This is a genomic window from Vibrio sp. Vb1554 (genome assembly GCF_033344235.1).
Window position 1 is genome coordinate 127,751 of the sequence record NZ_JAWPOJ010000005.1, and the last position, 25,445, is coordinate 153,195.

The window sequence follows — 25,445 nt, forward strand, 5'->3', positions numbered from 1 at the left end:
TTTCATCCTTACTTGAGCTTCTTCAGTTCTTCGTTGAGCATTGGCAAATCTAGCCCTTGCTCTGCTGCACATTGTTTAGCGATATCGTATCCCGCATCAGCATGACGCATGACACCAGTTGCTGGGTCGTTATGCAGCACGCGGGCAATACGTTGTGAGGCATCTTCACTGCCGTCACAGCAGATAACCATACCTGAGTGTTGCGAGAAGCCCATACCTACGCCACCGCCGTGGTGCAGTGAAACCCAAGTTGCGCCGCCCGCCGTGTTGAGTAGCGCGTTTAATAATGGCCAGTCTGATACGGCGTCAGAACCGTCCATCATACCTTCGGTTTCACGGTTCGGGCTTGCTACAGAGCCAGAGTCTAAGTGATCTCGACCAATGACAACGGGCGCTTTAAGTTCGCCATTTTTCACCATTTCGTTGAATGCTTGACCAAGACGCTCACGATCTTTAAGACCAACCCAGCAAATACGCGCAGGTAAACCTTGGAACTGGATGCGTTCGCGAGCCATATCTAGCCAGTTATGTAAGTGCGGATTATCTGGAATTAGCTCTTTTACTTTTTGGTCGGTTTTATAAATGTCCTCAGGATCGCCAGAGAGAGCAGCCCAACGGAAAGGACCGATACCTTCACAGAATAGAGGACGAATGTAGGCTGGAACGAAGCCAGGGAAATCAAATGCGTTTTCTACGCCTTCTTCCAAGGCCATCTGGCGGATGTTGTTACCGTAGTCGAGTGTTGCGGCGCCGCGATTTTGCAGCTCTAACATCGCTTGAACTTGCACAGCCATGGATTTTTTCGCTGCTTTTACGACCATTGCTTCATCTTGCAAACGCATTTCTGCTGCGTGAGACATGCTCCAGCCTTGTGGTAAATAGCCATTGAGCGGGTCGTGTGCAGACGTTTGGTCTGTTACTACATCAGGCGTGATATTACGTTCTACCAGCTCAGAGAAAACGTCTGCTGCATTACCTAGTAGACCAACCGATACTGGTGTGTCTGACTCTTTAATGATAGCTAGCGCTTCATCTAAAGAAGTCGCTTTCTTATCGACATAGCCTGTACGTAGGCGGTAATCGATACGTGACTCATCACACTCTACTGCAATCATGGAGAAGCCCGCCATTGTACCAGCGAGAGGTTGAGCACCACCCATGCCACCGAGACCACCTGTTAGAATCCAACGGTCCTTTGCTTCACCGTCAAAGTGTTTTTTTGCAACAGATACGAACGTTTCGTATGTGCCTTGTACGATACCTTGCGAGCCAATGTATATCCAGCTGCCAGCGGTCATTTGGCCGTACATCATCAAGCCTTGTTTATCGAGCTCGTTGAAGTGTTCCCAGTTTGCCCAATGCGGAACAAGGTTTGAGTTTGCGATAAGCACGCGTGGAGCATTTTTATGAGTAGGGAAAACACCAACAGGCTTGCCTGATTGAACTAAAAGCGTTTGGTCATCTTCGAGTCTTTCAAGTACTTCAACAATCTTGTCGTAACATTCCCAGTTTCGCGCTGCTCGGCCAATGCCGCCATATACAACCAGTGAATGTGGATGTTCTGCAACATCAGGATCAAGGTTGTTCATCAGCATACGAAGAGGGGCTTCGGTTAGCCAAGATTTTGCGCGCAGTTTATCTCCGTGAGGTGCACGAATTGTTCTGCTTGTATCAAGTCGTGGATCTTGTCCCTGGCGCTGTGTCATTTCAGACTCCTTTAGTTTCTCGTGATGACCAAGTACTTGCTTGGTCGTAATAATCAGTGGCATCTGGGATGCATTATGGTTTGTGCTGTTTTTCTGCCATCGCGTTGGCGATATCCCAACACAAACGGGCAGCTAATCGTGCAGTTTGACTATCGACGTCATAATTTGGGTTGTATTCGGCGATATCAGCCAGCATTAGCTTATTTTTGTAATGAAGAATTCGATCTAAAAAGGGTGCAATAGTGTCGTAACTCACTCCCCGAGCAGCTGGTGCGCTGACTCCAGGTGCGGTTGCGGCAGGAAATACATCTAGATCAATGGTCAAATAGAGGTAGTCACAGTCGTCAATAAAATGCTGAAGCTGAGTTAAGTGATAACTGTGGTTTAAGTAGCAGAGCTGATTGTCCTCTACATACCAAACATTTAACGCATCTGCTTTTTCAAATAGCGCTTTAGTGTTGCTACTGCGGCTTACACCAATACAAGCGTAATGAAAGTCCCAATCGTTACGTTGACAAAAATGATGAATTTGGTTGAAGGGTGTACCAGAGCTCGGTCTTATGTCGGCGAGGTTACTCTCGAATGCGCGCAAATCGAAATGCGCATCGAAATTGATAATGCCGATTTTAGGCTTCTTCTCTGGATGGTGCGCTTTAAAATATTCCGCTAAGCCGGAAAACGAGGCCCACGCAATCTCATGCCCACCACCCAGCACGATGACTGGCGTATGGGGCAGTGCGCTTGAAATGGTTGCTGCACATAGAGCTTGGCTCTCTTCCAGTAAGTCGTCTTCACACACCACAGTACCTAAGTCATATAGTGGGGCGTCTTGGTGCCATGCTAAATTAGCGAGTGCTCGTCGGATTAAGTCTGGCGCTTTTTTCGCGCCAATGCGTCCTTTGTTTCTCGCAACGCCAGCGTCGGTAGCAAAACCGAGTAATGAGACGCCATGCGCAACGGCACTCAACTCATCTGCTTTTTGGCGTTGAACAACGTGATGAATTCGCTGACCAAGCTTGCCGTCCTCGGCATCATGACGGCCTTGCCAATGAAATAGGGGAGAGTGTAGGTCGAATTGAGACATATTATTGGCCTCCGTGTGAAATGTATTCACCATTTACTATACGACCTACCAGACGTTTTGCTCCGACTTGATAGCTTAAATCCGCAGGGCTTTCGATATCCCAGATAGAGAAGTCCGCATCAAACCCTACTTTGATTTCGCCACGTGAGTTTTGATAACCCAGAGCTTTGGCTGCATGTTGCGTTACACCACGCAGTGCTTCTTGCGGTGTAAGGCGAAATAGCGTGCACGCCATATTCAGCATGAGTGTGAGATCAGAAAATGGTGATGTACCTGGGTTGACGTCCGTAGCAATTGCCATCGGCACGTTATGCTCTCTCAATAACTCAATCGGTGGTAACTGAGTCTCTCTTAGAAAATAAAAAGCGCCAGGCAATAGAGTGGCGACGGTGTTTGATCGAGCAAGTGCTTTAACACCTTGCTCATCTAAAAACTCGATGTGATCCGCTGACAGACCGTTGTATTGCGCAGTGAGGGCTGTACCACCGAGATTAGAAAGTTGCTCAGTATGCCCTTTAACCTTTAAGCCGTGGCGTTTTGCAGCTACAAACACTTTTTCTGTTTGTTCAAGATTGAAACCAATCGATTCACAAAAAACATCGACACTCGTAGCTAATTCTTCCTTTGCGACAACAGGGATTATGTCCTGACAAATGTGCTCAATATAATCATCTGCACGACCTTGAAACTCTGGCGGAATAGCGTGAGCGGCGAGAAGTGTAGTGGTGATTTTAACTTTGCGCTCTTGCTCTAGCATTTTGGCGGCACGGAGCATTTTTATTTCATCATTCAGTGTCAATCCATAGCCAGATTTCACCTCGACAGAAGTGACGCCACTCGCGAGTAACCCATCTAAACGTGGTAACGCTAACTCAACTAGTTGTGCTTCGGTTGCAGAGCGTGTCGCATGTACCGTTGAGAGAATCCCGCCGCCTTGTTTGGAAATTTCTTGATATGGCACGCCGTTTAAGCGCATTTCAAATTCGTTGGCACGATTGCCCGCGTAAATAAGATGAGTGTGGCAGTCGATCAAACCTGGCAGAACTAACTGGCCTTGAAGATCGATACTCTGAGGGTAATGTTGGGCAGACAACAGAGACTCGGTTTGCGGTGCGTCTTCACCAATGGCACAGGTACTGATCGCAACGATTTTTCCAGATTGAATACCAATGCGCGCTGGAGGCGTTGGAAGGTATCCGCATTCTCCCGATTGCATGGTAACTAGACGTGCGTTTTCAATCAGCAAATCCATGTTTGTGTCCCTGTGTTTATTTGTATCATTAAATGTATATACAAATAAATAGAGCAAAATAAGAACACTGACAAGATTGATGTTGCTAAAATGTGATCAAAACGTAGATCTAGAGGATAAATCTTGTCCTTAAATGAGCACTTTTGAGCTCAGCTTATATTTGTTACCAGGGTGATAAAGTAGGGCGGTACTGACTAACTTATCTTGGCTCCACGTTCTGCGATTCAAGAGAAGGCAAGGTTCATTGGCTTGCATTTTTAAGTCTTGCTTAATACGGCTTTCAGGCACAATTGCCTCTACAGTATGTTCTATCGCGCTGAGTGGGCAATTATCTGACAGGTATTGATTTGGAGTGATTTGTGTGAAGTCTTGATTTAAATAACTCGGGGCATATTGGCTATTCACCCAGCGGAGCTCCAGTTGAATCGGCGTTTGGTCTTCATAGTGAATAATTTCACTGTAAAACACTGTCGTGCCTAGCATAACGCCGAGTTTTGTCGCAATGTTGTCATCTGCTTTTATGGCAATCTGTTTGAGCACTTTACTGCCATACTTTCGCCCTCTATCGCTGACTTCTTCGGCAATGTTTCGAATGTCTAGCAGGGGAGATTCTGACTTTTCACCAGGATCACACACGAACGTGCCTAAGCGTGGGCGACGTTGTAATCGGCCCTCATTTACTAAATCCCGAATTGCTTTGTTCACTGTCATTCTACTGACACCAAATTGCTCGGTAAGCTCAATCTCGGTGGCGATGCGATGACCAACTACCCACTCTCCAGCATCAATTTTATCCAGGATAAATTGTTTAATTTGAATGTAGAGTGGTGCAGACATAATGATCTCCCTTTATTTGACTATACAAATACTGCTTAATTTAGGTACAAATTGCAAACATTTCTCGACGAATGTACCGCTTAGTGACCGAGCAATCCTATTGCAGAGCTGAATGACTCTTGCTGCTGAGCATTATTTGGATTGATGATTGAATTCAAACATTTTCTTGTGGTCTATTGCTTGCACAGCAGAAAACAATTGTGTAAACAAACGATTATTAGAAGAAAAATCGCTAAAAAAGGAAAAGTATGTTTAAAAAATTGAAAGCATCACTGGGGATCGGCTCTGCAAAAGTAGATACCATTTTGGACGAAATGAGCGTGTTTCAAGGAGCGACGCTGAAAGGGCATGTTCATATCAAAGGCGGAGACGTCGAACAACAAATTGATGCTATTACGATTAAATTGAACACGGAAATGAAAGTCGAAGTGGATGATAGCGTAAGTTACCAAACCTTCACTATTGATCAATTGAAAGCAGTTGACCCTTTTGTGATTCGACCTAATGAAGAAAAGCAGGTTCCGTTTGAGCTAAAATTGCATGATGAAACGCCAATTACTGCGGTTAGCGCACTTAAGAATCAATGTCATGTTTGGGTCGAGACGACGTTAGATATTGATTTTGCAATTGATCCGCGTGACCGTGATTATATTGAAGTGAAACCACTACCAGTAGCATCTCGGGTTATTCAAGCGATCGAGCAAGCTGGTTTCACAATGGTTAAAGCCGATGTTGAAAAAGGCTTTTTGCGCGGTGGCTCGTTTGCCTCTCGCTCTGGTATTTATCAAGAGCTAGAGTTCCGTAACAACGGCTTTATCTCATCAAAAGAAATTGAGCTCTCTTTTATTCTGGAAGGGCAGGTCGTGCATTGTTTGGCAGAGATTGACCGTTCGCTCAGTTTGGCTGGTGACCAATATCGCTCGTTTACGTTGCCGATCAATGCAACCGATGCTCAAGTCGCAGCCGCAGTTGCACCAACGCTAAATCTATAGCTCTCATCAACTTGATGAAAATATGTACCGATATCCTATTGTGAAAGCGATATCGGTACTGTTATCCATGTTTCTTGCGTTCTCTACGGCTAAAAACTCAAGCGCTGAATTTTCCATTAGATATCGATAGCCTAATACCAGTTCATTAGAGGCATCAGCAAACTCTGTGGGCCCTTCTGTTGAGCCTTGATACCAATGATATTCCAACATCAGGTGATGGTTATCTTCTAAGGCATAACGGTACCCACCCGCAATGGCAATCGTATTATGTCGATAGGGCAGATCGAGCAAGGCACGGTCATCCGAGCGAAAAGTCATGCCAATCATCGAATAAAATGCATGAGCATCACTTAAGTAGCTGTAGTTTAATTGGAAGCCTTGCTCGAAACTGCTACCTTGAAAAGTGCCGTGAGCCACATCGTTAAAATACAAACTGCCGCCAATCGATAGGCCGTGATGTTCATTTTGGAACACTTGATACTGTAAGTAAGTAGATAGGTTATTGGCCAGTGTTTGTCCTTCGAAATCATCTTCAAGCACATCATATTGCGGCATTGAAATGTAAAAACGATCTCTGTCTACTTTATCCCGCCCATTTTGTCCGATACCGAAAAGTTTATGGAAGCTTTTCGTCAGTCCATCTAAATGGTTGTCAGCGGCAAAGACCCATCGATAGTTGAGCTCCCACTGCCAACGGTTGCTGACTTGCCATTTGCTGCCTAATTCGATTTGATTGTGGTAATAGTCCAGTGCGTATTCATCAGTATGAGCCCAAACACTTGCCACGGTTCCCGAACCATAAGCTTCGACAAACCCAGAGGGCAGACTGTGTCCTGAACGTAGTATGTTGGTGTGACTAACCACTTGCATTGGGGATTGTGCGTAAGAACGCAGCGGGCCATATAAGTCACTTGATGCGAAGGCTTGCAAAGAACATATCGAGGTGCTTAGAAGCACCATAAAGCGCGATTTGAAATAGACCATGATGAATACCTACATACAAACTACTCTATAAAACAACTATATACCTAAATCGCACGTTGAGCTCTCGCCCAGCGTGTTAGGCTTTGTATCGGTTCACACGTAATAGGGGATATTGTAATTTGTTGTGTAAGTTCATCGAGGGGCAATTCCATTCATCAGCTATGCGGTCTCTTAAAAAAGCATGATCAGATTGTCGTGACGGGTCTGCGGTTAAGTTCTTATGACAAAACAAAATCGCGCTTTGCATTCTAAATGTGAGCTAGGTACAATCCCATTTTCGATAACGGTCCGGTATTCGTGTTACCGAGAGGCCTTTATTGACTCTCAACTATTTTCTACAAATAGCTTCTAATTTGAATAACATGTGTTGCTTGGTGTGCAACACCACTGTAAAGGACATAGCATGCCTATTATTACTCTTCCTGACGGCAGTCAGCGTCAATTTGACAACCCAGTTTCTACTATGGAAGTTGCGCAATCGATCGGTCCTGGTCTTGCAAAAGCAACTATCGCTGGTCGTGTAAACGGTAACCGCGTTGATGCGTGTGATCTAATTGAAGAAGACGCAAGCCTTGAAATCATCACAGTTAAAGATGAAGTAGACGGTCTAGAAATCGTTCGTCACTCTTGTGCTCACCTTCTTGGTCACGCTCTTAAGCAGCTTTACCCTCAAGCTAAAATGGCGATCGGTCCAACCATCGACAATGGCTTCTACTACGATATCGACCTAGACGAATCTCTAACGCAAGAAGATCTTGAAAAGATTGAAAAGCGTATGAAAGAGCTAGCGAAAACCAAGTACGAAGTGGTTAAGAAAAAAGTAAGCTGGCAGGAAGCGCGTGATACGTTTGAATCACGTGGCGAACCATACAAAGTTGAAATCCTAGACGAAAACGTATCTCGTGATGATCGTCCAGGCCTTTACCACCATGAAGAATACATCGACATGTGTCGTGGTCCTCACGTTCCTAATATGAGCTTCTGTCAACACTTCACTTTGCTGAATGTTGCAGGTGCTTACTGGCGTGGTAACAGCGACAACAAAATGCTTCAACGTATCTACGGTACGGCTTTCCACGACAAGAAAGCACTGAAAGCGCACCTAACTCGCCTAGAAGAAGCGGCGAAGCGTGATCACCGTAAGATTGGTAAGCAACTAGACCTATTCCACATGCAGCAAGAAGCACCGGGTATGGTGTTCTGGCATCACAATGGTTGGTCTATCTTCCGTGATCTAGAAGTATTCATCCGCGCTAAGCTAGATGAGTACGGTTACCAAGAAGTGAAAGGTCCACTTATGATGGACCGTGTTCTTTGGGAACGCTCTGGGCACTGGGACAAATACGCTGATGCAATGTTCACAACTTCTTCTGAGAACCGTGAATACGCGATTAAGCCAATGAACTGTCCAGGTCACGTACAGATCTTCAACCAAGGTCTAAAATCGTACCGCGACCTACCGCTACGTATGGCTGAGTTTGGCTCATGTCACCGTAACGAACCATCTGGTGCACTACACGGTATTATGCGTGTACGTGGCTTTACTCAGGATGACGCTCACATTTTCTGTACTGAGAGCCAAATTCAAGAAGAAGTAACAAACTGTATCAAGATGGTGTACGATACGTACCAAACATTTGGTTTCGACAACATCGTAGTGAAACTGTCTACTCGTCCAGAGAAACGTGTAGGTTCAGATGAAATCTGGGATCAATCTGAAGAAGCATTGAAGCAGTCTCTTGAATCGATGGATATCCCATACGAAATTCAAGAAGGCGAGGGTGCGTTCTACGGTCCTAAGATTGAATTCACACTATACGATTGTCTAGACCGTGCGTGGCAGTGTGGTACTGTCCAGCTAGACTTCAACCTACCAGGTCGCTTAGGTGCAACTTATGTAGGTGAAAACAATGAACGTCTTGTACCGGTAATGATTCACCGTGCGATTCTAGGTTCACTAGAGCGCTTCATCGGTATCCTTATCGAAGAATATGCTGGTTTCTTCCCAACTTGGTTGGCGCCAGAACAAGCAGTTCTTATGAACATTACTGATAAACAGTCAGGTTATGTTCAAGAAATAGTACAAAAACTACAAAAAAGTGGAATTAGAGCTAAAGCGGACTTGAGAAATGAGAAGATTGGCTTTAAAATCCGCGAACATACTTTGAAGCGTGTACCGTATATGCTTGTTGTTGGTGACCAAGAAATGGAAGCTGGCGAAATTGCAGTGCGTACTCGTAAAGGTAAAGATCTTGGTAAATTTAAAGTGGATGATTTTATTGCATACATCCAAGACGAGATCTCTAGCCGTAAGCTCAATCTGGAGGAATAAGCTATTAAAGGCGGAAGACGTGGCCAACAGCCGGTAAAACAAAACCCGCACCGTATCAACGGTGAAATTCGTGGTATTCGTGAAGTTCGACTAACAGGCGCTGACGGTGAATCAGTTGGTGTTGTATCGATTCAAGAAGCCATTGCAGCTGCTGAAGAAGCTGGTATGGATCTCGTTGAGATCAGTCCTAACGCCGAGCCACCTGTTTGTCGTGTGATGGACTATGGTAAGTTCCTCTTCGAGAAGAGCAAAACTGCTAAAGAGCAGAAGAAGAAGCAAAAGCAGGTCCAGATCAAGGAAGTAAAATTCCGTCCTGGAACTGATATTGGAGACTATCAGGTAAAACTACGCAACCTGACGCGTTTCCTTGAAGAAGGCAACAAAGTGAAAGTAACAATTCGCTTCCGTGGCCGAGAGATGGCACACCAAGACATCGGTGTTGACGTTCTAAATCGTCTTAAGGAAGATACTGCAGAAATTGCTGTAGTTGAATCTTTCCCTAAGAAGATTGAAGGTCGCCAGATGATCATGGTGCTAGCCCCTAAAAAGAAGTAATTAACGGCTCATCAAGTAATTAAAACCTAGCCGCTTTCCTTTCGATAAAGGCATAACGGCTGGGTTTTGTTCGCCCTAATTACGTTGTTTATTAAACCTACTCAATGCGGAGTTATTCATCATGCCTAAGATGAAAACCAACAAAGGTGCTGCTAAGCGTTTTAAGAAAACTGCTGGTGGTATTAAGTACAAGCACGCTACAAAACGTCACATCCTGACTAAGCGTACTACTAAGAACAAGCGTCAACTACGTCCAAATGCAATCCTTCCAAAATGTGAAGTGGCTGCAGTAATCCGTATGTTGCCATACGCTTAATTCTTTTTAGTTATCAATCGTTTAGTTTAGGAGAAGCATAATGCCTCGCGTAAAACGTGGTGTACAAGCTCGTGCACGTCATAAGAAAGTTCTAAAACAAGCTAAAGGTTACTACGGTGCGCGTTCACGCGTTTACCGCGTAGCTTTCCAAGCAGTTACTAAAGCTGGTCAATACGCTTACCGTGACCGTCGCGCTAAGAAACGTCAATTCCGTCAACTATGGATTGCACGTATCAATGCGGCATCTCGTCAAAATGGTCTATCTTACAGCCGTTTCATCAACGGTCTTAAGAAAGCATCTATCGAGATCGACCGTAAGATCCTTGCGGACATCGCAGTATTCGACAAAGCTGCATTTGCAGTTCTAGTTGAAAAAGCGAAAGCTGCTCTTTAATTAGCAGTTTAGGATTAAGAGAAGGAGAGCATTAGCTCTCCTTTTTTATTGCTAAAATTTATACCCAAATGACTTTTAGCTTGGCTATTTAGAGTATTGTTTATCAGTCTTCTCAATTTATTGGTTAGCATCTTATGTTAGTTATAAGGTAGCTTGGGTATAAATTTTTACGTTTATAAGGGATTAAAAATGATCTACACAACGACCGAAAGCATTCCTGGCCAGCAGATCTCTGAAATCAGAGGGGTTGTAACTGGTAATGTTGTTCAATCAAAGCATATTGGCCGTGACCTCATGGCGGGTATCAAGAGCATTGTTGGCGGCGAAATTCGTGGTTACACGGAAATGATGACCGACGCGCGTGATATTGCTATACAGCGCATGGTGGCGGACGCTGAATCTAAAGGTGCCGATGCAATTGTAGGGATTCGATTTACCACAAGCTCAATCGTAGATGGTTCTTCGGAAATTTTGGCATTTGGTACTGCAGTGAAACTAGCGGACTAGTCTACTTGAATAGCATTGCAAAAATGCTAATAGAGAGCGGTGAATTATTATGCATTTACCGTTCTGTTCCTTTTAGGTTAATTATTCTAGATTTTTGCAGAGCGAATAGATTTATATTCTCAACTTTACGTTACTATTAAAATTAATCACGATAATTTAGAGTGATTGCTTTACTTTTATTTTGCATATTATTTTATATCTATAATGAAATTGAATTCATATTGAATTTTTCATTTGTTGTGTGAATTCTACTTTCAGTATATTAATTCATGTTTTTCTTATAAAAATATGAACTTATACCTTGCCAAGCGGTTCTAAATTGTTACAAATACTATACAGCTGTAACATTGCCAAAAGGAATTGTAGATGAGAGATCTGACTCCCGAATACTTGCTAGCCGCATTACGCCAAGCGATTAAAACAAAAGGGCTAACATATCGAGAGCTATCTGAGAAAATGGGTATGCCACTATCTACCTTTAAGAGACATCTTACAAGCACGAATCTCGCTTTAGATAAGTTGCTGGAATATTGTAGAGCGGTTGATTGCACGTTAGATGAACTACAAAAGCTCGCAAATCAATTGCAAGGTGAAGACGAGGATTACTTTAGTCGTACGCAGGATGAGGTATTCTTTCAATTCCCTCACCTTTACGACTTTTATCGTGAATTGAGAATGCTTCGAGGTAAAGACGGTTATTCTATTTTAAAGAAAAAGTATGACTTGTCTGAGCAGAGCATGTCTGATTACTTAAAAGCATTAGAGTTGTTGGATCTCGTTTACGTTGATGAAGATAAAAATATAACGCTGCACGGGCCTTTATATTATAGCTATGCAGAGAACTCCAAGCTCAACGACAAATATACAGAAATCATAAAAGAGCAGACGACTACCCACGATAAGTGTGTTCGCGTTGCTTTGGCGCGTATGAAAATTACCGAAGAACAGCTTTTGTTACTGGAAGATCAAGTCGCAAAGACCGTCATCGATTTTCATTCCAAAAATGTTGTAGCAGAGAACTTTAATGTCTCTGATTTTACTAATATTGTTCTACTTGCTGGGCCACATCAGCCAGTCACATTCTCTGACGGCATTATTGAGACAGAGGGGCGATTTATTGATGATATTCGTTATGCCATCGCATCTGCAGGTGATAAGCCAAGCCTATCTATATAGATTTTGAGCCTTTTTTGAAGAGAGTTTCTGAAAGGGCGTTGCAAAAGAAAAAGCCTAAGACAGCAAATACTTTGTAAGTAGGGCATTCAGCGGTGTTTGCTCTTAATTCAGACTTAAAGTGTTTTGGGCTTATTTCGAATAATACCTGTTCAGCATCTACTTTCGTTATTTTTAACATGCTGATTTCCTTCGTTGTTCCTCCCAAAGCCTCTCTCGCTTCCTCTACAAAGAAACCATTCTCGTTGAACCAAGCATCCTGTAGCTACTTGGGTATGCATAATTGGTGGCTATTTATCTTCTAATTATAAATTCATACTTGAAATGTTTGTTTTTTGATCTATTATGACGAAGTGTCATTTGTGACGGTTCGTCAACTTTAGTTGCGTTCCTGTATTAAAGAATCGTGTTACAATTATTGGGAGTGTGTTGGTATACGGATCAAAGGATTATGTTTAACTTTCGCTGTAAAAAATATAGCAAGCAAGACGGATGTCGTGTGTCTTCAGGGCTAACAAAAAAGCAACAGGCGATTGCTGATCGTGAGATAGAGCTTATTCAATTGGCTAAGTCTTTAGTTCAAGAGCAAGGCTTTGCCAACTTAACGATGGACAAGCTTACAGCGTCAAGCCCTTATTCTAAAGGGACGATCTACAATCATTTTTGCAGCAAAGAAGATGTGATTCTTGCGCTTTGTATTCATTCGCTGAAAAGCGAAGCAATATTTTTCGAACGTACCGCCAAATTTAATGGCAATACCAGAGAAAAAATCATTGCGATGCATGTAGGTTATCGTATTTACGCTCGTATGGAGCCAGTACTATCAACCTGTGCGATTGTTGCAAAGACGCCTTGGGTTCTAGAGAAGGCTTCGCCTAAACGTGTGAATGAACTGAATAACTTGGAAGAACAAGTAATAGATGGTGCTGATGCGCTAGTGAACAATGCGGTAGAATGTGGTGATCTTAAGTTTTCTCCCGCAATTGGTTCAGATGCTATTGTATTCGCCAACTGGTCTATTGCCTTCGGTTCAAACGCTTTGGCGCAAAATGCATCGAACAGTCGATGTATTCAGCGAATTCAAGACCCATTCTCAGTACTGCACAACGCGAATATGTTACTTGATGGTTTAGGTTGGTCGCCTTTATCTACAGAATGGGACTACCGTAAAACCTGGCGTCGAGTGGAGCAGGAGTTATTTAGTGAAGAGCTTGCTTATTTAGAGTCAGTGAATCGCTGATAAACTGGAAAGGCCAATCTGACGTTATGGTTGGCTTTTTTATCGCACTATTGTGACGAATCGTCATTAAATCTCAAAGGTTGGCGTTCAGCCAATGATCACGAGAAGCATAGGAAGTTACTAAAAACTAACTTATGTAGCCAAATTCATTCGATCTAAAGTTTGCATGTCGAGTTTGTCTGGTTATTTACAGCATTTGCTGTTTTTTTAGTTTTTAAATTTGACGAAACGTCACAAAAGGAGAGTGTGATGCCACATCACAACGTTCAACAATACGCCCGTTCAGGGTGGGGTAAGCTACCAACGAATTACAGTGTATTGGTGATGCTTGCTACCGTTTTATTGATTGTCATAGCAACCATTGGAGGAAAAAATCTTTACTTTAGAGGAGATTACGACATCTTCTTTGATGGAACAAATGAGCAGTTACTTGCGTTTGATGAAATTCAAACCACCTTTGCAAAATCTGACAGTCTTGCTTTGGTTATAGCGCCAAAGAGCGGCACTGTTTTTACTCCTAGCACATTATCTCTTATTCAGCAGATCACTGACGAGGCGTGGCAAGTTCCATACTCGACCCGCGTTGATTCCCTCGCCAACTACCAGCATACCGAAGCGTTTGAAGATGATCTTCTTGTCGAAGATTTACTGTATAGCGAATATGAATTGACACCTCAACGAGTAGAGAAAGTCAAAAGTATTGCGTTGAGTGAGCCGGTTTTGAAAAGTTCACTGATTTCTGAAAAAGGAGATGTCACGGTCGTAAACATTACGGTCCAACTCCCTGAAATAGATAAAACTGCTGAAGTACAAGAGGTGGTTGCTTACATAAACGGAATGATTGAGCGTTATCAGCAAGTGTACCCAGACACGGAATTCCATAAGGCTGGTATTATTGCAATGAACTACGCGTTTATGACCGCAGCCCAAGATGATAGCGCAACATTAGTGCCTACTATGTTACTAGTGATATTGGTGTTTCTGACCATCATGTTGCGCTCATTGCTTAGCGTCATCGCGACACTCATCGTTATTATCGGCTCGGTTATGGTTACAATGGGCTTGTCAGGATGGGCTGGTATGTTCTTAAGCACGGCGACCGTTAATGTGCCTACCTTGGTGATGACGCTTGCCGTCGCAGACTGTGTACACATCATCGCGACAATGCGTCAGTCTATGCAAAACGGCTTTAGTAAAGCCCACTCTATTGAGCGAAGTATTGCGCTCAATTTCATGCCTATCTTGATTACCTCCATTACCACCGCGATCGGCTTTTTAATGATGAATATGTCGGATTCTCCAATCCTGAGAGATTTCGGCAACCTATCAGCCCTTGGCGTCATGGTTGCTTGTTTCCTTTCCATCACGTTACTTCCCTCCTTGCTTAATATCCTTCCGGTTACGGTGAAGTCGGATACTTCTGATGAAAGAAAGCACTTTATGGATCATTTAGGAGATTTCGTGGTGTCAAAGCGACATGCGTTATTGCCGTTGTCGGTGCTTGTTATTGTCGCGAGTGCGAGCTTGATTCCGCTGAACAAAGTCAATGATGAATCCGTCGAGTACTTTGGCCATAGCAATGAATTTCGCCGAGCGGCTGATTTTATGGAAGAGCGAATCAGTGGCATGGCGAACATCAGTATCGCGATAAAAACCAACGAATCGCAGGGCATTGCCGATCCTAATTTTCTCAATTCCGTGGGTAAATTTACTGACTGGCTAAGGTTGCAGTCAGAAACGGACCATGTTGCGACCTTGAGCGATGTTTATAAGCGCCTAAACAAGAACATGCATGGAGATGATCAGGCTTATTACTCGCTCCCTCAAGACAGAGAATTAGCGGCTCAATATCTGCTGCTTTATGAAATGTCACTACCGTATGGTTTAGATTTGAACAACCAAATCAATGTAGATAAGTCGTCGATCAAGATGGTTCTCACCGTGGAGAACTTGGGCAGCGTCGAGCTTGTTGATTTGGAAAATCGCATTTACCAATGGTTTAACGAAAACGCGCCTCAATATGATGTTGTTGCGTCTAGTCCTTCACTGATGTTTGCGCATATTGGTGAAACGAATATGGCCAGCATGCTGTCAACCTTGCCCATTACTCTTGTCTTAATCTCTGCATTACTGATCTTTGCCTTGCGTTCGTTCAAGCTTGGCTTAATTAGTCTTGTCCCGAATATTGCTCCTGCGCTTATTGGTTTTGGTATTTGGGCGCTGGTTTCTGGCGAGATTAACTTGGGATTGTCTGTCGTTGTGACATTAACGCTTGGTGTTGTTGTCGATGACGCCGTTCACTTTCTTTCTAAATATCAACACGCTCGTAAAGATGGCCACAGTGCGGAGCAAGCGGTTCGCTACGCCTTTCGTACCGTGGGGCGCGCACTCTGGATTACGACGGTCGTGCTTGTTGCTGGTTTCTCTGTTCTGGCGATGTCGAGCTTCCGTTTAAATGCCGATATGGGACAGCTGAGTGCCATTGTCATCTTTATTGCCCTTGTTGTGGATTTCATCTTCCTACCGACTCTACTGATGTTGTTTGACAAAGGCGTTTACGACGAGGTGGAGCGCCGAAATAAGCTTAAATCAACTGACTCTCAAACCAAGACTGTTACTCAGTCATAACGAATTAAAGGATCGAACATGAATTTAGTAAAAAATGCCTTAAAAGTATCAGTACTTTCTGTCTCGCTTATTATGAGTCATGCGGTGTTGGCGGATGAAGCCAAAGGACTAGAAATTGCCCAAGAGCGCAAAGCCCGTGATGAAGGGTGGGGGGATTCTGTTGCTACGATGCAAATGATTCTGCGAAACGCGCAAGGAGAAAGCAGCACACGTTTAATGCGCTTACAATCACTCGAAGTTGATGGCGATGGTGACAAAGGGCTCACGATATTTGATGAACCGAGAGATGTAAAAGGCACGGCGTTTCTTAACCATTCTCATACGGTGGGTGCCGATGACCAATGGCTTTACCTTCCTGCACTGAAACGTGTGAAACGTATTTCCTCGCGTAACAAATCAGGTCCTTTTATGGGCAGTGAATTCGCGTATGAGGATCTCAGTTCCTTTGAGATTGAAAAATACCGTTTCAACTACCTAAAAGATGACAGCATAAACGGGCAAGATGTTTTCGTCGTAGAGCAAATTCCGACCGATAAGAACTCAGGTTATACCAAGCAAACGGTATGGTTAGATAAAGCGCATTATCGTCCACTTAAAGTTGAGTTTTACGACCGCAAAGGCTCTTTGTTAAAAACGCTTTCTTTTTCCGATTACAAGCAATATCTCAACCAATATTGGCGAGCGCATACTATGGCGATGACAAACCATCAAACAGGAAAAAGTACTGAGCTAACGACTAGCGAAATGCGTTTTAACACTGGATTACAAGACAATGACTTTCATAAGAATGTGTTGAAGCGAGTGAGGTAGTGGAGGAAAAATGAAGCGATTAAATGCTGGGTTGTTGCTTAGTGCAGCAGCCTTTTTTTACTCGATGCCTCTGACTGCCGTCGAGCTTGCAGGACAAGTCAATATTGAGCATCGTCAGTTTTTTAAAACGGGCTCTCAGGGTCAGAGCAAAGCGCAAACGTCATTGGTTTTGCAGCCAGAATTTTACTGGGAGATGCAAAATGGTGATGCAAACTTTACTTTCACACCTTTCTATCGTCTGGATGGTCTAGACGATGAGCGAAGTCATGGTGACATACGAGAGGCACTTTATCTGACTTATTGGGATGATTATGAGCTTCGAGTTGGGATTAGTAAGGTCTTTTGGGGAGTGACTGAATCAGCCCATTTAGTTGATGTAGTAAACCAAACAGATGCCATTGAAGCCGTCGATGGTGAAGATAAACTCGGTCAGCCGATGTTACATTTTACCTCTTTCAAAGACTGGGGCACCGTCCACGCAATGTTGTTACCTTACTTTAGGGAACGAACGTTTGCGGGTACAGATGGCCGCTTGCGAACCGAACCCGTTGTCTCTGATGATGCTATCTATGAATCAAGCAGAGAAGAGAAGCACGTAGATGTGGCTTTTCGATATTCGAAAATGCTTGGCGATTGGGACGTAGGCCTAAGCTATTTATATGGAACAAACCGGGATCCTTACTTTCGTTTAGAGTACGGAGAATTAAAGCCTTACTACGCTCTGATGAGTCATGTCGGTCTGGATGTGCAAGGAATTGTTGGCGATTGGTTATGGAAACTAGAAAGTGTTTATCGAGATAGCGCTGATAATCATGTCGGTCTTGTGACGGGTTTTGAGTATACCTTCGTCGGTGCATTTGACACGGTTTGGGATGTGGGAGTTATTGGTGAGTACCTCTATGACAGTCGTGGGAACAACGCACAAACTATCGGTCAAAATGATGTGTTTGCAGGTATTCGTTGGGCGCTCAATGATGAGGACGGAACGGAAGTATTGACGGGAATTACGAAGGATTTAGATAACGATGATGTTTACAATGCTAAGTTAGAAGCATCGAGCCGAATATCGAATCACGTTAAGTGGCAAATTGATGCTTGGTTGTTTAAAAATGAAACACCAAATGATTTGCTCTACTTCGCTAGAGATGACGATTTTATCGAGCTATCTATTCAATACTATTTCTAAAACAAAAGGGCACAACTAAACGGCAGATTAACTAAAGATGACATTTTTGACGTTTTTGTGCTCTTTTTATTCAATAACCTCTTCTTTTCGTAATTCAATTTGGCATTGGTGCCCGGTTTGGCTACTATGTACAGCTATCAAAAAACCAATCACTCCCTTATGGACACTACCTACAGGTAGATGAGGAAACGATGCAACATCTAGAAGAGATCATTGCTAGCGCGAGCACTGCAATTGAAGCTGCCGAATCGCTAGTCGCACTTGATGAAGTGCGTGTTCAGTATCTGGGTAAAAAAGGTGAGCTAACTGCTCAACTTCAAAGCCTAGGCAAACTACCACCAGAAGAACGCCGTGAAGCTGGTCAAGAGATCAACAAAGCGAAAGGCGTAGTTCAGCAAGCTATCGCAGCTCGTAAAGATGCACTACAACGTGCTGAGCTTGAAGCGAAACTAGCAGCAGAAACAATCGACGTAACACTACCAGGTCGTCGTATTGAAAACGGTGGTTTACACCCAGTAACTCGTACTGTAGAGCGTATTGAGAAGTTCTTTGGCGAACTTGGTTTTAACACCGAGGCTGGCCCAGAGATCGAAGATGCATTCCACAACTTCGATGCGCTAAACATCGCAGCTGATCACCCAGCGCGTACTGACCACGATACTTTCTTCTTCAACCCAGACTTGATGCTTCGTACTCATACGTCAGGCGTACAGATCCGTACGATGGAAAATGGTAAACCACCATTCCGTTTCATCGCACCAGGCCGTGTATACCGTAACGACTACGACCAAACGCACACGCCAATGTTCCACCAAGTGGAAGGCATGCTGGTTGATGAGAACGTAAACTTTGCTCAGCTGAAAGGCATCCTGCACGATTTCCTATGTAACTTCTTCGAAGAAGAAGTAGAAGTACGTTTCCGTCCATCTTACTTCCCATTCACTGAGCCTTCAGCTGAAGTAGACGTGAAAGGCAAAAACGGTAAATGGTTAGAAGTACTAGGCTGCGGTATGGTTCACCCGAACGTGCTACGTAGCGTAGGTATCGATCCTGAAAAATACTCTGGTTTCGCATTCGGTATGGGTGTTGAGCGTCTAACAATGCTTCGTTACGGCGTGAACGACCTACGTGCGTTCTTCGAGAACGATCTTCGTTTCCTAAAACAGTTCAAGTAATCCAGAGGGTTCATCAACATGAAATTCAGCGAATCATGGCTTCGTGAGTGGGTAAACCCTGCGGTTACTACTGACGAGCTAACTCACCAAATTACAATGGCCGGCCTAGAGGTAGACGACGTTCTTCCTGTTGCTGGTTCTTTTACTGGCGTTAAAGTCGGTCACGTTGTTGAATGTGGCCAACACCCAGATGCAGACAAACTGCGCGTAACTAAAGTTGACGTGGGTGAAGAAGAGCTTCTAGACATTGTTTGTGGCGCACCTAACTGTCGCCAAGGTCTGAAAGTAGCAGTCGCAACAGTTGGTGCTGTTCTTCCAGGTGATTTCAAAATCAAAAAAGCGAAACTACGTGGCCAGCCATCTCACGGCATGCTTTGTTCGTTCACTGAACTAGGTATCGACGTTGAGTCAGACGGCATCATGGAACTAGCAGAAGACGCAGTAATCGGTACTGATTTCCGTGAATTCCTAGGTCTAGACGACGTAACAGTAGACGTAGACCTAACAGCAAACCGCGCTGACTGTTTCAGCATTCGTGGTCTAGCTCGTGAAGTTGGCGTACTAAACCGTGCTGACGTGACAGAGCCATTAGTAGAAGCAGTTGCCCCTTCAATCGACGATAAAGTGTCTATCGAAGTGAAAGCGCCAGCTGCGTGTCCACGTTACCTAGGTCGTGTAGTTAAGAACGTAAACGTTCAAGCTGAAACGCCACTATGGATGCAAGAGAAACTGCGTCGTTGTGGTATTCGCTCTATCGACCCTGTGGTAGATATCACTAACTACGTTCTTCTAGAGCAAGGCCAACCAATGCACGCATTCGATCTAGCGAAGATCGAAGGTGGCATCGTAGTTCGTATGGCTGAGCAAGGTGAGAAGCTAACACTTCTTGACGGCAGCGAAGCAGAACTAAACGCAGATACACTAGTAGTAGCGGACCACAACAAAGCACTTGCAATCGCAGGTATCTTTGGTGGTGAAGAGTCAGGTGTAACAACTGAGACTAAAGACGTTTTACTAGAGTGTGCATTCTTTGCACCTGACCACATCCGTGGTCGCGCTCGTAGCTACGGTCTGCACACTGATTCTTCAATGCGTTTCGAGCGTGGTGTGGATTACGCACTACAAGTAAGCGCAATGGAGCGTGCAACTCAGCTTCTAGTTGAGATCTGTGGTGGTGAAGTAGCACCTGTTGTTGCAGTAGAGTCTGAAGCAGACCTACCTAAGCCAAACAAAGTTGCTCTACGTCGTACTAAACTAGACAACCTACTAGGTCACCACATCGCTGATGCTGACGTAGTAGAAATCCTAGAGCGCCTAGGTTTGACTGTTGAAGCTTCTGAAGAAGGTTGGGTGGCAGTAGCGCCAACATGGCGTTTCGATATCGCTATCGAGCAAGACCTGATTGAAGAAGTTGGCCGTATCTACGGTTACGACAACATTCCTAACCAAAACCCAGCAGCAGCACTTAAGATGCACAACCACGTTGAAGCGGATCTTCCACTGAAACGCGTTCGTGATCTTCTTGTTGACCGTGGTTATCACGAAGCAATCACATACAGCTTCGTTGAGCCTGAGCAGCAAAAGCTAGTTGTACCTGGTGTTGAGCCTCTCGTACTTCCAAACCCAATTTCTGCAGACATGTCAGCAATGCGTCTTGGTCTTATCCAAGGTCTGTTGAACACGGTTGTTCACAACCAGAAGCGTCAACAGCCACGCGCTCGTCTATTCGAATATGGCCTACGTTTCATCCCATGTGAATCTGCAGAAAACGGCATGCGTCAAGAGCCTATGCTTGCAGGTGTTATTGCTGGTACTCGTGGTGAAGAGCACTGGGATATCGAAACCAACACTGTTGATTTCTTCGACCTTAAGGGCGATCTAGAAGCGATTCTAGAGCTATCTGCGAACGAAAAAGCGTACTCTTTCGCTGCACTGTCACCTGAAAGCAAAAAAGCTAACCCAGCACTTCACCCAGGTCAATCTGCGGCAATCATCGTAGACGGCAAAGAAGTGGGCGTGATCGGTACAGTTCACCCTGAGCTTGAGCGTAAGTTCGGTCTAAACGGTCGTACTATCGTATTCGAAATCGAATGGTCTGCAATCAACAGCAAAGTGATCCCAGAAGCGGTAGCACTTTCTAAATTCCCTTCAAACCGTCGTGATATCGCGGTAGTAGTGGATGAAGCTGTTGCATCTGGTGACATTGTTAACGCTTGTCTAGAGCAAGGTGGCGAGTTCCTTAAAGATGCGAAACTGTTCGACGTTTACGTAGGTAAAGGCGTTGAAGATGGTAAGAAGAGCCTAGCAATCGCTCTGACTCTACAGTCACTTGAGCGTACGCTTGAAGATGCAGATATCGCTGGTGCGGTTGACGCTATCGTTGCTCACGTTTCTGAGAAGTTTGGTGCGTCTCTGCGTGACTAATCTCGCGTAACGTATCTTCTTAAGAAATGAAAACCCTGCCAGTTTGGCAGGGTTTTTTATTTTTAGGATTACCTTATCGTTGTTCAAGTTCCTTACTGCTCGCACCATCCCTCATTACTTTAAAATACTAGACCAAACTAGGGATGGCCCTTACCCGAGATTAGGAACGTATTGTTTTTCAGCTAATACACGCTAACGATAGCTTGTTGGCGGTTAGGCAGCGAGTGAGAGGGTATAGCTAAGCAGAAGAGGTAGCGTAAGAATGCTGAAAAAGTTGCCAAATAGTACCATTGACGCCACTTTCATGGGTTCTATATTCAGCCTTTCCGCAAATAGGTAATTCATGACGGCTGGCGGCAGCATTGTGAAGAGCACCATCATTTGCAATTGCATCGTTGGAAGGGGAATTAACCAATAAATAAGTGCAAAAGCGACAGCACCAGTTGCCAGTGACTGCACGGTACACAACACACCAATCTTTAAACCGTCCAACCTTAAATGACACATTTGTGCCCCCAGAGATAAAAGCATCACGGGTACGGCCGCTTGCCCAAGTAGAGCCGTGGCTTCGTATAAAGGCGCCCATGCACCCACATTTGACACGTTGAGAAACAGAGCCAGCGACGCTGCTAAAAAGATTGGCATCTTGACTATTTGCTTAAAAGGGTTGCCATGACTAAGCAGCATTACGCCTAAGCTGATATGCAAGCATGCTGACACGACAAATAAAAGCACTGCTGACGACAGCGCAATTTCTCCAAACGTATAGGTAAACAAAGGAATAGCTAGATTTCCGCTATTGCGAAACATATGTGGTGGCGCCCAGGTTTTAAACGAGAGTGACGTCCATCGACATACCGGGATCATGAGTAGTGCGGGAATTAAAACCGCGACAATTGCCGCCAAAAGAAGCGGCCCCTGATTTGAATCGAGCGGCATGCTAACGAGTGACGAAAATACCAGTGCTGGCGTAAACACCTCAATATTAATGCGGTTTATTGGGCGAAAGTCAGGCTTGATGTAACGACCGACCAAATAGCCAACTCCGACAAGAGCAAAAACAGGGAAAAGAATATTTATGATTTGATTAATCATGGTCGCCTAGAAGCAGTGTAAGAAGCTAATGAGGAAATACACGAACTTCCACATTATCAATCTTTATATATGGCGTCATCGTTAAACAGCGAGAAGCGTGGGTTTAATCAAGCTTTCAAAGCACAGTTGCAAAGTACAGGTGGTCATACCTTTTAATCTAATTGTTACGTATCGAGTTACATACAAATCACTGAATTTACGACAAGTTCTATGTCAAGTGTCTGTTAAATAACCAATATCTGATATTTTTATTAAATAGTGTTTAATGTTGATATTTAAACTACTTTTAGTTTTATAATCTGGATATTTTTCCTGATAAAGATGAAACAAAAACAAAAATATCAAATTTCTGGCGTTTAACAATAATTTACGTAGTGCTATTCCTTTTGTTCGCCAAGAAAAAAGTTGGCGAAAATCATAAGCTTGTCATACACTTCCTGATGTAACCCCGATATGTTGTTGAATTGGTAGGGTAAAACTGCTCTGGCGCTACACTAACGTAGCATTGTTTAACATAGCTTTGAGGAAAGTTTTATGGCGCTCACAAAAGCCGAACTGGCAGAAAACCTGTTTGATAAATTAGGATTTAGTAAGCGGGACGCCAAGGAAACGGTGGAAGTGTTCTTTGAAGAGATTCGTAAGGCACTGGAAAGTGGCGAACAGGTAAAACTGTCAGGTTTTGGTAACTTTGATCTTCGTGACAAGAATGAACGACCTGGTCGTAACCCGAAAACTGGTGAAGATATTCCAATTACTGCTCGACGTGTAGTGACTTTTCGCCCGGGTCAGAAGTTAAAAGCTCGTGTAGAAAACCTGAAGAAAGTACAGTAAGCCGAATAAATGGATCACGCTAAGGCGTGGTCTTTTTTTGCGTAAAATTCGTGTGCATACAAATGAAAACCACCGCCATGCGGTGGTTTTTCTGTTTATGAGAGACGCTTAATGATATCGGTTACGCCGCTTCTAGATGCGTTGTTAAGTATGGTTGCCATGCTTGTTGGTACAAGTTCTTAGACTGTGTACGCATGTTGCGAATAGAGGCAAGCTCTATTTCGCTTAGCTCACGTTTTTCCAACATCGCTTGACGTTCTAGTTTCTGGATTTTTTCGTATAGGTCGTGTTCGGGACCGCTTTTTACATCTGCGATTGCTTTCAAGTGCAGTTGAACTTCGGCTACTAGGTTTGTTTTTGGTAAACGAACGAGCAAGTTCAAGTCTCTATATCCTGAAGGGCCAGGTTTTTTGAATCGATTTTTTACTTTCACAATCGTTGTTTCACGCTCTAACGTTTCATAAATGGAGACTAAGCTCGCGACGTCTTCAGCTACAATCGTTGCACGTGCTAGGTCAGTAATACGTTCAACTTTCCCATCTAACTCTAAAGCTATCTTTTCTTCTGCTCGTTGTTTGGATTTCACGCCTGCGAAGTATGGCTGAGCGTCATTAAGAAGTGCGGTACTCTTACAGATAGTTTCAAGTTCAAATTGTGCTTGGTGAGCTTTGCTGTAAAGGATGTCGAAGTCAGAATATGGCTGAGTTGGTGTGGTGTCGATTGACTGAATGCCATATAAACCGCTAAGGCTGTGTTTAAAAAGTTTCGAACAAACTTCGTTTTGGCTGGTTGAACGATTTTGTTCGCCATTAGGCGCAGGGGTAATTGGAAGTGCGGCAAATGCCGGTGCACGGCTAAGTACCAAAAGCATCAATGCTGTAGTACGAAGAAATAAGCTCATTCACTCTCCTTAACTTGCTTGTACTTAGAAAATAGGGAACATAAAGGTCGCTAAGTTCGGCAAATCAGGTACTAACTTATAAATGGGGCCATTACGAAAGATTCCAAGGTTTCAGTTTTATCTTGAAGTAGAATCGTGCGTTAGATCACCATTTATCTTTTCTTTATTCTGATTATCAGATAAAGGCGCGTCTCCTATGAGACCGATTACATCCTATCACCGCAGTATTAACCAAAGATGAACGGCATAGACAAATTGAAAAAAAACGTTAGTCTTACCTCTCAAAATGAAAACAGCCGACAAGTAGAAAGTAAAATGAGAGACCAAGAATTTTGGCATAACAAATGGGCCAGCAATCAGATCGGATTTCACTTGGAAGATGTAAACCCGCTATTACCAGTATATTGGAAACACACTAATCCAAAGCGTGAAGATAAAGTGTTAGTTCCTTTATGTGGAAAGTCAGAAGACTTGATTTGGCTAGCGATGAAGCATGATTCGGTTGAAGGTGTTGAGCTAAGCCATATTGCTGTGCGTGCCTTTTTTGCTGAACATTTTTACACGCCAACGGTAACGCCTCTTAATGGCATGCACGAGCTTTATCAATTTGATGAGCTCTCTATTTATACTGGGGACTTTTTCACTGCACCAGTATCTCAAGCCGATATCATTTATGATCGCGCCGCGTTGGTTGCTTTACCGCAAGATATGCGAGAGGAGTATGTAGAGCGTCTCAAGCAACTTTTGAACCCAGGCGGTCGTATTTTGCTTGTTACACTCAACTATCCTCAAGAAGAGATGGCGGGGCCTCCATTTAGCGTGCCGGTCGAAGAGATTGAGCAGTTATTTTCAGGTTACAAAGTTACTTGTTTGAACGTAGATGAAGCTGACGAGAATCATCCTAAAATTGCGAAAAAAGGCTTAAGTCGCTTCTCTGAAGAAGTGTACTTAATCGAGAGTGAATAGGCTCTCTTCGGTTTGGAACACGAAATAGCGCAGCAATTTGAGCTGCGCTATTTTTGT

Annotated in this window: 23 protein-coding genes; 15 read left to right on the forward strand and 8 right to left on the reverse strand. The window is 43.9% G+C overall.

The features are described 5' to 3' along the window. Positions 1-8: 8 nt before the first annotated feature. From hutU to hutC, 4 genes are all read right to left on the reverse strand, one after another. Entirely contained in the window at positions 9-1,706 is a 1,698-nt protein-coding gene (gene hutU / locus R8N28_RS06540) for a urocanate hydratase (protein ID WP_065275068.1), read from the reverse strand. A gap of 73 nt (positions 1,707-1,779) precedes the next feature. Next, positions 1,780-2,790 carry a formimidoylglutamase gene (gene hutG, locus R8N28_RS06545; RefSeq protein WP_033905138.1) on the reverse strand — a complete coding sequence of 337 codons (1,011 nt, stop codon included), beginning with the start codon at positions 2,788-2,790 and terminating at the stop codon, positions 1,780-1,782. Position 2,791: 1 nt separating this feature from the next. Then, positions 2,792-4,042, reverse strand: coding sequence for an imidazolonepropionase (gene hutI, locus R8N28_RS06550; protein ID WP_017634852.1), 1,251 nt, complete (start codon positions 4,040-4,042; stop codon positions 2,792-2,794). A 129-nt stretch (positions 4,043-4,171) separates the two neighbouring features. Next, positions 4,172-4,879 (reverse strand): histidine utilization repressor, encoded by a 708-nt coding sequence (gene hutC / locus R8N28_RS06555; RefSeq protein ID WP_005385493.1) that lies wholly within the window; start codon positions 4,877-4,879, stop codon positions 4,172-4,174. A 248-nt stretch (positions 4,880-5,127) separates the two neighbouring features. Between hutC and R8N28_RS06560 the strand changes: the two genes are divergently transcribed. Continuing rightward, entirely contained in the window at positions 5,128-5,871 is a 744-nt protein-coding gene (locus tag R8N28_RS06560) for a sporulation protein (RefSeq protein WP_065274406.1), read from the forward strand. Between the two features lie 6 nt (positions 5,872-5,877). On the opposite strand, the gene R8N28_RS06565 is transcribed toward R8N28_RS06560, so the two are convergent. Further along, positions 5,878-6,855 carry a DUF3187 family protein gene (locus R8N28_RS06565; RefSeq protein ID WP_054576442.1) on the reverse strand — a complete coding sequence of 326 codons (978 nt, stop codon included), beginning with the start codon at positions 6,853-6,855 and terminating at the stop codon, positions 5,878-5,880. 403 nt (positions 6,856-7,258) lie between these two features. Between R8N28_RS06565 and thrS the strand changes: the two genes are divergently transcribed. The 6 genes from thrS to R8N28_RS06595 all read left to right on the forward strand — a co-directional run bounded on the left by thrS (position 7,259) and on the right by R8N28_RS06595 (position 12,135). Continuing rightward, positions 7,259-9,187: a threonine--tRNA ligase gene (gene thrS / locus R8N28_RS06570; RefSeq protein WP_005395892.1), complete on the forward strand. Its 1,929-nt coding sequence runs from the start codon at positions 7,259-7,261 to the stop codon at positions 9,185-9,187. A gap of 3 nt (positions 9,188-9,190) precedes the next feature. Further along, positions 9,191-9,742 (forward strand): translation initiation factor IF-3, encoded by a 552-nt coding sequence (infC, locus tag R8N28_RS06575; protein WP_080276913.1) that lies wholly within the window; start codon positions 9,191-9,193, stop codon positions 9,740-9,742. Positions 9,743-9,863: 121 nt separating this feature from the next. Further along, entirely contained in the window at positions 9,864-10,058 is a 195-nt protein-coding gene (gene rpmI, locus R8N28_RS06580; protein WP_005377932.1) for a 50S ribosomal protein L35, read from the forward strand. 40 nt (positions 10,059-10,098) lie between these two features. Then, positions 10,099-10,452, forward strand: a complete 354-nt coding sequence (rplT, locus tag R8N28_RS06585) for a 50S ribosomal protein L20 (RefSeq protein WP_004727974.1) — start codon at positions 10,099-10,101, stop codon at positions 10,450-10,452. A 189-nt stretch (positions 10,453-10,641) separates the two neighbouring features. Further along, positions 10,642-10,959, forward strand: a complete 318-nt coding sequence (locus tag R8N28_RS06590) for a heavy metal-binding domain-containing protein (protein WP_033905144.1) — start codon at positions 10,642-10,644, stop codon at positions 10,957-10,959. 366 nt (positions 10,960-11,325) lie between these two features. Next, on the forward strand, positions 11,326-12,135 hold the full coding sequence (locus R8N28_RS06595) for a helix-turn-helix domain-containing protein (RefSeq protein ID WP_005377917.1): 810 nt from the start codon (positions 11,326-11,328) through the stop codon (positions 12,133-12,135). On the opposite strand, the gene R8N28_RS06600 is transcribed toward R8N28_RS06595, so the two are convergent. Then, positions 12,128-12,313, reverse strand: coding sequence for a hypothetical protein (locus R8N28_RS06600; RefSeq protein WP_005377915.1), 186 nt, complete (start codon positions 12,311-12,313; stop codon positions 12,128-12,130). The genes R8N28_RS06595 and R8N28_RS06600 overlap by 8 nt on opposite strands. 270 nt (positions 12,314-12,583) lie before the next feature. On the opposite strand from R8N28_RS06600, the gene R8N28_RS06605 reads away from it, so the two are divergent. The 6 genes from R8N28_RS06605 (at position 12,584) to pheT (ending at position 21,595) form a co-directional block, all read left to right on the forward strand. Then, positions 12,584-13,372, forward strand: coding sequence for a TetR/AcrR family transcriptional regulator (locus R8N28_RS06605; RefSeq protein ID WP_005377913.1), 789 nt, complete (start codon positions 12,584-12,586; stop codon positions 13,370-13,372). 249 nt (positions 13,373-13,621) lie between these two features. Continuing rightward, positions 13,622-16,000: an efflux RND transporter permease subunit gene (locus tag R8N28_RS06610; protein WP_054574058.1), complete on the forward strand. Its 2,379-nt coding sequence runs from the start codon at positions 13,622-13,624 to the stop codon at positions 15,998-16,000. A gap of 18 nt (positions 16,001-16,018) precedes the next feature. Beyond that, on the forward strand, positions 16,019-16,810 hold the full coding sequence (locus R8N28_RS06615) for an outer membrane lipoprotein-sorting protein (RefSeq protein ID WP_025766823.1): 792 nt from the start codon (positions 16,019-16,021) through the stop codon (positions 16,808-16,810). Positions 16,811-16,820: 10 nt separating this feature from the next. Next, a complete protein-coding gene (locus R8N28_RS06620) occupies positions 16,821-17,996 on the forward strand; it encodes a hypothetical protein (RefSeq protein ID WP_054574059.1) in 1,176 nt (391 codons plus the stop codon). Between the two features lie 191 nt (positions 17,997-18,187). Beyond that, entirely contained in the window at positions 18,188-19,171 is a 984-nt protein-coding gene (gene pheS, locus R8N28_RS06625) for a phenylalanine--tRNA ligase subunit alpha (RefSeq protein ID WP_005385470.1), read from the forward strand. Positions 19,172-19,189: 18 nt separating this feature from the next. Then, complete coding sequence (gene pheT, locus R8N28_RS06630) at positions 19,190-21,595, forward strand: phenylalanine--tRNA ligase subunit beta (RefSeq protein WP_318183337.1); 2,406 nt, start codon at positions 19,190-19,192, stop codon at positions 21,593-21,595. Positions 21,596-21,808: 213 nt separating this feature from the next. Here the strand turns inward: pheT and R8N28_RS06635 are convergent, their stop codons facing one another. Then, a complete protein-coding gene (locus R8N28_RS06635) occupies positions 21,809-22,690 on the reverse strand; it encodes an AEC family transporter (protein ID WP_005377901.1) in 882 nt (293 codons plus the stop codon). A gap of 534 nt (positions 22,691-23,224) precedes the next feature. Here R8N28_RS06635 and ihfA point away from each other — a divergent pair. Next, a complete protein-coding gene (gene ihfA, locus R8N28_RS06640) occupies positions 23,225-23,521 on the forward strand; it encodes an integration host factor subunit alpha (RefSeq protein WP_005377899.1) in 297 nt (98 codons plus the stop codon). A gap of 121 nt (positions 23,522-23,642) precedes the next feature. Here ihfA and R8N28_RS06645 read toward each other — a convergent pair whose 3' ends face one another. Then, positions 23,643-24,422 carry a phosphoribosylglycinamide formyltransferase gene (locus R8N28_RS06645; RefSeq protein WP_005377897.1) on the reverse strand — a complete coding sequence of 260 codons (780 nt, stop codon included), beginning with the start codon at positions 24,420-24,422 and terminating at the stop codon, positions 23,643-23,645. Between the two features lie 315 nt (positions 24,423-24,737). Between R8N28_RS06645 and R8N28_RS06650 the strand changes: the two genes are divergently transcribed. Beyond that, entirely contained in the window at positions 24,738-25,388 is a 651-nt protein-coding gene (locus R8N28_RS06650; RefSeq protein WP_021707633.1) for a thiopurine S-methyltransferase, read from the forward strand. The last annotated feature ends 57 nt before the right edge of the window (positions 25,389-25,445 follow it).